Annotated in this window: 7 protein-coding genes; all 7 read left to right on the forward strand. The window is 70.7% G+C overall.

What is annotated here, in order from left to right:
- The first annotated feature begins 549 nt into the window (after nucleotides 1–549).
- Nucleotides 550–1635, forward strand: coding sequence for a multiple monosaccharide ABC transporter substrate-binding protein (chvE, locus tag ACFWGZ_RS37190; RefSeq protein ID WP_382456285.1), 1086 nt, complete (start codon nucleotides 550–552; stop codon nucleotides 1633–1635).
- Nucleotides 1636–1662: 27 nt separating this feature from the next.
- Nucleotides 1663–3168: a multiple monosaccharide ABC transporter ATP-binding protein gene (mmsA, locus tag ACFWGZ_RS37195; protein WP_382456291.1), complete on the forward strand. Its 1506-nt coding sequence runs from the start codon at nucleotides 1663–1665 to the stop codon at nucleotides 3166–3168.
- Nucleotides 3165–4379 (forward strand): multiple monosaccharide ABC transporter permease, encoded by a 1215-nt coding sequence (mmsB, locus tag ACFWGZ_RS37200; protein WP_382456286.1) that lies wholly within the window; start codon nucleotides 3165–3167, stop codon nucleotides 4377–4379. Before mmsA ends, mmsB begins: the two co-directional genes overlap by 4 nt.
- Nucleotides 4380–4417: 38 nt before the next feature.
- On the forward strand, nucleotides 4418–4732 hold the full coding sequence (locus tag ACFWGZ_RS37205; RefSeq protein WP_382456287.1) for a hypothetical protein: 315 nt from the start codon (nucleotides 4418–4420) through the stop codon (nucleotides 4730–4732).
- A gap of 192 nt (nucleotides 4733–4924) precedes the next feature.
- Entirely contained in the window at nucleotides 4925–5086 is a 162-nt protein-coding gene (locus tag ACFWGZ_RS37210) for a hypothetical protein (RefSeq protein ID WP_382456288.1), read from the forward strand.
- A gap of 13 nt (nucleotides 5087–5099) precedes the next feature.
- Nucleotides 5100–6182, forward strand: coding sequence for an aldose epimerase family protein (locus ACFWGZ_RS37215; RefSeq protein ID WP_382456289.1), 1083 nt, complete (start codon nucleotides 5100–5102; stop codon nucleotides 6180–6182).
- An 88-nt stretch (nucleotides 6183–6270) separates the two neighbouring features.
- A partial coding sequence (locus ACFWGZ_RS37220; RefSeq protein ID WP_382456290.1) for an AMP-binding protein occupies nucleotides 6271–7719 on the forward strand: 1449 nt, incomplete at its 3' end.

Raw genomic sequence — 7719 nt, forward strand, 5'->3', positions numbered from 1 at the left:
CCTTCACGGTGAACGGCAAGACCTGCAAGACCGCCTGACGCGCGGAACGACGAGCGCCCGTCGCCACCTCCCGGTGGCGGCGGGCGTTTCGCGTTCCGTCGAATCGGGCGGGCGGCCGTCCTCGCATCGCGCCACCACCGGCCCCGCGCACACCCGACAGCGGGGCGGACGTCCTCGCATCGCGCCACCACCAGCCCCGCCCGCACCCGACAGCGGGGCGGACGTCCTCGGATCGCACCACCACCGGCCCCGCGCGCCCCCGACGGCGGGGCGGCCGGGAGGCTGGCGCGGCGAACCCCGTCTGCGGTAGACCAATCCCCCCGGCCGCCACCCGCCCCGCCACCACGCGAGACGGACCGGGTTCCCCCAGCCCGGCAGGAGGGCGGCCGGTTCCCCGGCGGCCCCTGCCGGAGTTTCCCCTGAAAGCGGCCTGTGAGCGCTAACAGGAGTCACCTGGCGTTATCGTCTCGACACTTGACGGCACGGTTGTTAGCGATAACACTCGCCGACCACAGCACTGTTGCCAGTCGGTGACATCGAGGAGAACCAATGAGGCTTGTCCGGATCGCGGTCACCACCGCACTCGCCGTCTCCCTCGCGGCGTGCGGTTCGTCGGAGAAGACAGTCGATCAGAAGAGCGGCTCGGGGGAAGGTGCGCTGATCGGCGTCACAATGCCCACGCGGTCGTCCGAGCGGTGGGTGCGCGACGGCGACAGCCTCAAGAAGTCCCTGGAGTCCAAGGGGTACAAGGTCGACCTGCAGTACGCCGAGGACAGCATCCCCACGCAGGCGAACCAGCTCGAGAACCAGATCACCAAGGGTGTCAAGCTGCTGATCGTCGCGTCGATCGACGGCAAGTCGCTCAGCTCCCAGCTGCAGCAGGCCGCCGACGCGAAGATCCCGGTGATCTCCTACGACCGCCTGCTCCTCAACACCCCGAACGTCGACTACTACGCGACGTTCGACAACTACAAGGTCGGCGTGCAGCAGGCGAACTCGCTGCTGGCCGGGCTGAAGACCAAGGGCGAGGGCCCGTTCAACATCGAGCTGTTCGCCGGGTCGTCCGACGACAACAACGCGACGTTCTTCTTCAACGGCGCGATGTCGGTCCTGCAGCCGCTGATCGACCAGGGCAAGCTCGTCGTGAAGTCCGGCCAGAAGGACTTCAACACCGTCGCGATCCTGCGCTGGGACCCGGCCACCGCGCAGAAGCGCATGGAGGACCTGCTCACCTCGACCTACGGCGGCGCCAAGGTCGACGGCGTGCTGTCCCCGTTCGACGGCATCTCCATCGGCATCATCTCCGCGCTGGGCAGCAACGGCTACGGCACGAACGGCCAGGCGCTCCCGATCGTGACCGGCCAGGACGCCCAGGTCGCCTCGGTGAAGTCGATCATCAAGGGCGACCAGTACTCCACGATCTTCAAGGACCTCCGCCAGCTGACGGACGTCGCGTCGAAGATGGCGGACTCGCTGCTCAAGGGCGGCAAGCCCGAGGTCAACAACACCACGGACTACAACAACGGCGTCAAGGTCGTGCCGTCGTTCCTGCTCCAGCCGGTTCCCGTCGACAAGGCGAACTACCAGAAGGAACTGGTCGAGTCCGGTTACTACACCGCCGACCAGCTCAAGTAGGTCCCGGTGACCGACGACGTCCTGGTGATGCGCGGCATCACCAAGAGGTTCGCGGGTGTCACCGCGCTGCACGAGGTCTCGCTGACCGTGCGGCGCGGTGAGATCCACGCGATCTGCGGGGAGAACGGCGCGGGCAAGTCCACGCTGATGAAGGTGCTGTCCGGGGTGCACCCGCACGGCACGTACGACGGCGAGATCCTGTTCGAGGGCGAGCCGTGCGTGTTCGGCGGCGTGCGCGACAGCGAGCGCCGCGGCATCGTGATCATCCACCAGGAGCTGGCGCTGTGCGGTCAGCTCTCCGTCGCCGAGAACCTGTTCCTGGGCAACGAGAGGGCGCGGCGCGGGTTCATCGACTGGAACCGCACCAACCACGAGGCCCAGGTGCTGCTCGACCGCGTGGGCCTGCGGGAGAACCCGACGACCCGGGTCGACGACCTCGGTGTCGGCAAGCAGCAGCTCGTCGAGATCGCCAAGGCGCTGTCGAAGGAGGTCAGCCTCCTGATCCTGGACGAGCCGACCGCCGCGCTCAACGACGACGACTCGCAGCACCTGCTCGACCTGCTCGAGGGCCTGCGGGACGAGGGCATCACCTGCGTGATCATCTCCCACAAGCTGGGCGAGGTCACCAGGATCGCCGACACCGTCACCGTGCTGCGGGACGGCAGGACCATCGAGACGCTGCCCGCGGAGGGACTCAGCGAGGAGCGCATCATCGCGGGCATGGTCGGCCGCGACCTCGACGACCGGTTCCCGCCGCGCACGCCCGACATCGGCGAGGAGGTGCTGCGGATCGAGGACTGGACGGTGCACAGCCCGGCCCAGCCCGACCGCAAGATCGTCGACGGCGCCACGCTCTCCCTGCGGCGCGGGGAGATCGTCGGTCTCGCCGGGCTGATGGGCGCCGGCCGCACCGAGCTCGCGATGAGCGTGTTCGGCCGCTCGTACGGCGTCGGAGTCTCGGGCCGCGTCGTCAAGGACGGCCGCGAGATCGACACGAGGACGGTCCGCGCGGCGATCGACCACGGCATCGCCTACGTGAGCGAGGACCGCAAGCGCTACGGGCTCAACCTGATCGAGGCCGTGCAGCGCAACGTCTCCGCGGCCGCGCTGGACAAGCTCTCGCGCCGCGGCTGGGTGAACGAGAACGAGGAGAACTCGGTCGCCGAGCGGTACCGTCGTTCGATGGGCATCAGGACGTCGACCGTGGCGACCCCCGTCGGCATGTTGTCCGGCGGCAACCAGCAGAAGGTCGTCCTGGCGAAGTGGATGTTCACCGACCCGGACGTGCTGATCCTCGACGAGCCCACGCGCGGCATCGACGTGGGCGCCAAGTACGAGATCTACTCCATCATCAACGACCTCGCCGCCCAGGGCCGCGCGGTGCTGGTGATCTCCTCGGAGCTGCCGGAGCTCCTCGGCCTGTGTGATCGCGTGTACGCGCTGTCGGAGGGCCGCATCACCGGTGAGGTGAGCCGTGCCGAGGCCACGCAGGAACGCCTGATGCAGTACATGACGCGAGGACAGAGCTCATGACCACGAAGACCGTGCCCGCCCCCGCCGCAGCTCCGCCCGAACGGCCCCGGCGGTTGTCGATCAACCTGCGGCAGTCGGGCATCTACGTCGCGTTCGCGTTGATCGTCGCGCTGTTCACGGTGGTCACGGGCGGCGACCTGCTGCAGCCGCAGAACATCTCGAACGTCATCGTGCAGAACTCGTACGTGCTGATCCTGGCGATCGGCATGATCCTGGTGATCATCGGCGGGCACATCGACCTGTCGGTCGGCTCGACGGTGGCGCTGACCGGTGCGATCTGCGCGGTGCTGACCGTCCAATGGGGACTGCCGTGGCCGGTGGCCGTGCTGCTGACGCTGCTGTCCGGCGCGTTGATCGGCGCGGCGCAGGGGTACTGGATCGCCTACTTCGGCATCCCCGCCTTCATCGTCACGCTGGCGGGCATGCTCGTGTTCCGCGCGCTCACCATGTCCACGCTGGGCAACCAGGGCATCGGGCCGTTCCCGGACGCGATCAGCAAGCTGTCCAACGGGTTCACGGGCGGCTACCTCGGCAACATCGGGCTCGGCCCGCTGGGGGGCGCCGACCTGCTGAGCCTGCTCGCCGGTCTCGCCTGCGTCGCGGGCTTCGCGTTGTCGCAGTGGCGCAAGCGCTCGGCGCGGCTCGGCTACGGCCAGGCCGTCGACCCGATGCCGGTGTTCGTGCTCAAGATCGCGGGCGTGGGCGTCGTCGTCATGGCCGTCGTCGTCCAGCTCGCCCGGTTCCGCAACCTGCCGTGGACGCTGGTGCTGCTCGCGGCGCTCGCGCTCGGCTACTCCCTGATGGCGAACAACTCCGTGTTCGGCCGTCACATCTACTCGATCGGCGGCAACCTGCAGGCCGCGACGCTGTCCGGCGTGAAGGTCAAGGCCGTCACGTTCTGGGTGTTCGTCAACATGGGCGTGCTCGCGGCGCTCGCCGGCGTGATCGTCGCCGGCCGGCTCAACCAGGCGGGCCCGACCGCTGGCGCGTCCTTCGAGCTCGACGCCATCGCGGCGGCGTTCATCGGCGGCGCGGCGGTGCAGGGCGGCGTCGGCAAGGTCGTCGGCGCGATCACCGGTGGCCTGATCATGGGCGTGATCAACAACGGCATGTCGCTGATCGGCGCGCCCAGTGAGCGCGTGATGCTCGTGAAGGGCCTCGTCCTGCTCGTCGCGGTCGCCTACGACGTCTGGACGAAGCGCCGCGCCTGACCCCACCACCGGAAGGCGGCCACGCACCTGGTCTCACCGTGGTCGTGACGGCCGCGCTGGTCCTGGTCACCCCGGCCGCCGCCAGACCGCTCGTGCGGTTCGGCGGCGGCCGCGGCACGACCGGTCGATCTTCGCAAACCTCGCGAGTCCACCGCGCGGTCCGGGCGCGGGAGTCGGGAGTGGACGGTCGAGGCGCACGAGCTGCGCAGCCCGGTGCCGCCCGGCCTGAACGCGGCACCAGGTTCTCCGCCTGGTCGTCGGAGAACCTCGCCGGCTGGACCGACGAGGGCGTGGTCCTCGCCTTCGGACCCGGCGTGAGCTGGGGCGACCGTGACGCGCGGACCCCGGCGTGAGCTGGGCCGACCGCGACGCGTGGCCCCAGCGATCGCCAAGCGCCACGGGAAGCACCACTTCTGCTCCCGCGCCGAGGCCGAGAGCGGTGTCGCCGCCGGCGACTCCCCACCGGCCCGGTCGCCGGCACCTCCGGGCAGACATACCTCTATTGGGGCAACGGTGAGGCATACGTCGTTCCGCTGAACAGTGACATGATCTCCTGTGATGCGGGGAAGGTCTCCCGGATCACCGGACTGGCGGGCCACCGCACGGAGTTCGACCGCGGCGGCAGCACCGTCGCGGTCACGCCCACACTGGAAAGCGTCGCGCCACAACGGATCCGGCCGCAGCACCGCCGGGCCCCGGCCGACTGATTCAAGGAGTTCGATGTCACAGCGGGAACCCGAGATCGGCCGGGAGCTCTTCGGCAGGCTCGGTGACACCGACGTACACCGGTACGTCCTCTCGTGGCCGGGCGGGATCACCGTGCGCGTGCTGGACTACGGCGGGGTGGTCCAGTCGCTGGAGGCCCCGGACCGCGACGGCGTGCCCGCCAACGTGGTGCTCGGGTTCCCGGCGCTCGACGACTACGTCGAGAACAGCCGGCCCGGCGCGAACCGGGTGTTCTTCGGCGCCCTGGTCGGCAGGTACGCCAACCGGATCGCCCGCGGCACCTTCACCCTCGACGGCACCGTGCACCACGTGCCGGTCAACGACGGCCCGAACAGCCTGCACGGCGGACCGGCCGGGTTCGACACCGAGGTGTGGTCCGCGACCGAACTGCGCGAACCGGACAGCGTGGGCGTCCGGCTGGACCTGGTGAGCCCGGACGGTGACAGCGGTTTCCCGGCCGCGGTGTCCACGCAGGTCACCTACCGGCTCGACCGGAGCAACCGGCTGAGCATCACCTACCGCGCGACCGCGGACGCGCCGACGGTGCTGAACCTGACCAACCACACCTACTGGAACCTCGCCGGCGAGGGCAGCGGCGACGTGCGCGGCCAGTCGCTGATGCTCAACGCGAGCAGGTTCTGCGCCGTCGACCGGACCCTGATCCCGGTGGGCGACCCGGCACCGGTCGAGGCGACCCCGTTCGACTTCCGCCTGCCGACCGCGATCGGTGCCCGCATCGGCGCGTCCGACCCGCAGCTCGAGATCGCGGGCGGCTACGACCACAACTGGGTGCTCGACGACGCGGGCCCGTTCGCCGCGCAGGCCTGCGACCCGGTCTCGGGCCGCCTGCTCACGATGTGGACGACGGAACCCGGCCTGCAGTTCTACTCCGGCAACTTCCTCACCGACGAGCTCGTCGGCACGGGCGGCCGTCCGTACGGGCGCCACGCCGGCTTCGCCCTGGAGGCGCAGCACTTCCCGGACTCGCCGAACCGCCCGGACTTCCCGAGCACGGTGCTGCGGCCCGGCGAGGTCTACCACCAGGAGACGGTGTTCCAGCTGTCCACTGCGGACTGAAGTTTCGAAAAGTCACCGCTGTGCAACAGCTGTCGAATCGACAGGTGATTCGAACGAGGGCGAAACACGGACCGGGCACGCTCGTGTCGTGTTCCGGGAAACGGCTCTGCTCGACCTCAGCCCCGCCGACCGCGCGCTGTTCCGGGAGTTCGGCGCCGGTCCGGTGAGGACTCCGCCCTTCGACCGCGTCCACCACGCGGTCGAGGCGTGCGCCGCACGACATCCGCTCGTGACGGCGGTGGAACACGGCGGACACTCGCTGACGTACGGGGAACTCGACGCGAGGGCGTCGTTGCTCGCCGAGCTCCTCGTCCGCCGCGGTGTGCGGACCGGTGAGCACGTCGGGCTGTTCCTGTCCCGGTCGACGTGGCTGGCGGTCGGCGTCCTCGCGGTGCTCAAGGCCGGCGCGGTGTGCGTGCTGCAGGACGCGGCCACCACGCCCGAACACGAGCTGCGCCACGTCGTGCGCGCCGCCCGTGTCGACCTGGTGCTCACCACGACCGCCGACCGCCTGCCGGAGCACCTCGCCGAGGTCGTCGCCGTCGACGCGCTGCCGGACCGGCGCCCGCTGCACCGCACCCCCACCGCGGAGCCGGACCTCGCCGCCGCCCTGGTCACCCCGGGCGGGGTGGTGCGGCTCTCCCACGCGACGCTGTGCAACCTGTTGCTGACCGCGCCCGGTTCGCTGGGCATCGGGCCGGGCACCAGGGTGGCGCAGCTGCTGCACCTCGCCTCCGTCCCGGCGCTGTGGGAGGTCCTCGGCACGCTGGTGAACGGCGGCACACTCGTCCTGCGCGGCGACGACCCCGGCCGGGTCGCGAGCACCGCCGACGTCGTGATCGCCACGCCGAACGTCCTGGAGTCGCTCGACCCGGACGCCTGCCGCGGCGTCCGCACGGTCGCGGTGACCGGGGAGCGCTGCCCGCCGGCGCTGGCGCAGGAGTGGTCGCGCCACGCCGAGTTCCTCAACGCGTGCGGGCGGACCGAGCTCGGCGGCGTCACCACCGTGGACCGGCACGAACCGGGCAGCGGCGCGGTCACCATCGGCAGGCCCGTGCCGAACACGACCGTCTACGTCCTCGACGAGCACCGGAGACCGTGCCCGATCGGCGTGATCGGCGAGATGTGGGCCGGCGGGGCGTGCGTGGGCGAGGGCCGGGCGGTCGACGACCTGACGGCGCGGCGGTACCGCCCCGACCCGTTCCTGGGCGGGGACCACGTGATGGTGCGGACGCGCGACCTGGTCCGGTGGACCGGGGACGGCAGGCTGGAGCACCACGGGCGGGCCGGCGACCTGGTCGTGGTGCGCGGGTTCCCCGTCGCCCTGAACGCCGTCACCGCGGCGCTGGAGACCGCGGCGAGACGTGCCACGACCCTCGTGCACGACGGGACGCTAATCGCCTTCGTCAGCCCGGCCACCACGAAGCCCGACACGGCCCGGCGCGCGGTGGCGCGCCGGCTGCCGTACTACTGCGTGCCGTCGCTCGTCGTCGCCGTCGACGCGTTGCCGGCGACCGGCCGCGGGAAGGTGGACCGG

It is taken from the genome of Lentzea sp. NPDC060358 (assembly GCF_042725365.1).
Classification (GTDB): domain Bacteria; phylum Actinomycetota; class Actinomycetes; order Mycobacteriales; family Pseudonocardiaceae; genus Lentzea.

Excerpts from the sequence above, each read along its gene's own strand:
- chvE (WP_382456285.1), top strand. The coding sequence starts at position 550 with ATGAGGCTTGTCCGGATCGCGGTCACCACCGCACTCGCCGTCTCCCTC.
- mmsA (WP_382456291.1), top strand. The coding sequence starts at position 1,663 with ATGCGCGGCATCACCAAGAGGTTCGCGGGTGTCACCGCGCTGCACGAG.
- mmsB (WP_382456286.1), top strand. The coding sequence starts at position 3,165 with ATGACCACGAAGACCGTGCCCGCCCCCGCCGCAGCTCCGCCCGAACGG.
- ACFWGZ_RS37210 (WP_382456288.1), top strand. The coding sequence starts at position 4,925 with ATGATCTCCTGTGATGCGGGGAAGGTCTCCCGGATCACCGGACTGGCG.
- ACFWGZ_RS37215 (WP_382456289.1), top strand. The coding sequence starts at position 5,100 with ATGTCACAGCGGGAACCCGAGATCGGCCGGGAGCTCTTCGGCAGGCTC.